The organism is Psychroflexus longus, assembly GCF_020164595.1.
Taxonomy (GTDB): Bacteria; Bacteroidota; Bacteroidia; order Flavobacteriales; family Flavobacteriaceae; genus Psychroflexus; species Psychroflexus longus.
Genome location: NZ_JAIQZE010000026.1, coordinates 1 through 1,106, shown reverse-complemented (window position 1 = coordinate 1,106; position 1,106 = coordinate 1). Strand labels below are relative to the sequence as shown.

Annotated in this window: 1 protein-coding gene; it reads right to left on the bottom strand. The window is 36.9% G+C overall.

What is annotated here, in order from left to right:
* Window positions 1–7 precede the first annotated feature (7 nt).
* Window positions 8–1,015 (bottom strand): IS30 family transposase, encoded by a 1,008-nt coding sequence (locus LB452_RS13405; protein ID WP_224462245.1) that lies wholly within the window; start codon window positions 1,013–1,015, stop codon window positions 8–10.
* Window positions 1,016–1,106: the final 91 nt, after the last annotated feature.

Genomic DNA, 1,106 nt, shown 5'->3' with positions numbered 1-1,106 from the left:
GCTGTGTTCAACCCATTAGTGCAACACACTTGTTTTTTAGTTCTTCAATAGGGTTATTATAATTAAACTTTCTAATCGGTCTGTAATTTAGTAATCTTTCTACTTCTTTTATTCTTTGTTCTGATATTTTCCTTAGGTCGGTTTTCTTAGGAAAGAACCTTCTAATGACACCTATTCTATTTTCTACCGTTCCCTTGTCTTGAGAGGTGTAAGGTCTTGTGAAATAAGTTCTGACCTTCAGTAACTTTGCTATTTCATAGTGCTTGGCGAACTCTTTACCGTTATCAAAAGTGATGGTTTTAATCCATGAGCTATTAAATTTGGTTAGTCTTTTCATCATTTTGTGGTTAATTTCTTCTGCATTTTTACTTTCCAGCTTTTCTATCATGGTTACTAAAGTTGTTCTATCTGTCATTACCAATAAGGCGGACTTATGATGAGCACCCATCATCAGATCTACCTCAATATCACCTACTCTAGATCTTTGATCTACCACTTCTGGGCGCTGCTCTATATCCACTCGTTGTGTTATTGCTCCACGATTGTCCTTTATATTGCCTCTCTTCTGCCTTCGTCCATTATGACGTAAATGTTTGTGAAGGTGTTTATAAGCCTTATGGTTTCTATGGTTACTGTGTTTTGCTTCCCATATCCACTTATAGATTGTCTCGTGGCTCACGCAATATTCCCCTTCTTTAGTTAGGCGTTTAGCAATGAGTTCTGGACTCCATTTTTCGTGTTCCATCAAACTGGCAATGCGAGCTTTTAGATCTTGAGTCAAACGAACCTGCTTTGTTTTCTTCAAATGGCAAAAGTCTGTTTTACTTTGAGCATGCTCACCTATATACTGGAATGCTGTCCTGCCTCTTTTAGGGGTATTCCTCTTTAGTTCTCTGCTAATAGTGCTTCTATGAACTTTCAATTGTTCTGCTATGTCAGATTGATTCAGTCCAGCTTGAACTAGACTTTGAATTTGATATCTTTGACCTAAGGTCAGTTGTTTGTATTTTTTCATGCAAGATCAATATAACTATTGAACCTAAAATACTGCGGGCTAGCCCGCAGTATTTTAAACTTACATGTTGCACTTATAACTTGAACTTAGA

Bases quoted from the DNA above. Each gene is read 5' to 3' on its own strand.
- LB452_RS13405 (WP_224462245.1), bottom strand. From the start codon at position 1,015: ATGAAAAAATACAAACAACTGACCTTAGGTCAAAGATATCAAATTCAA.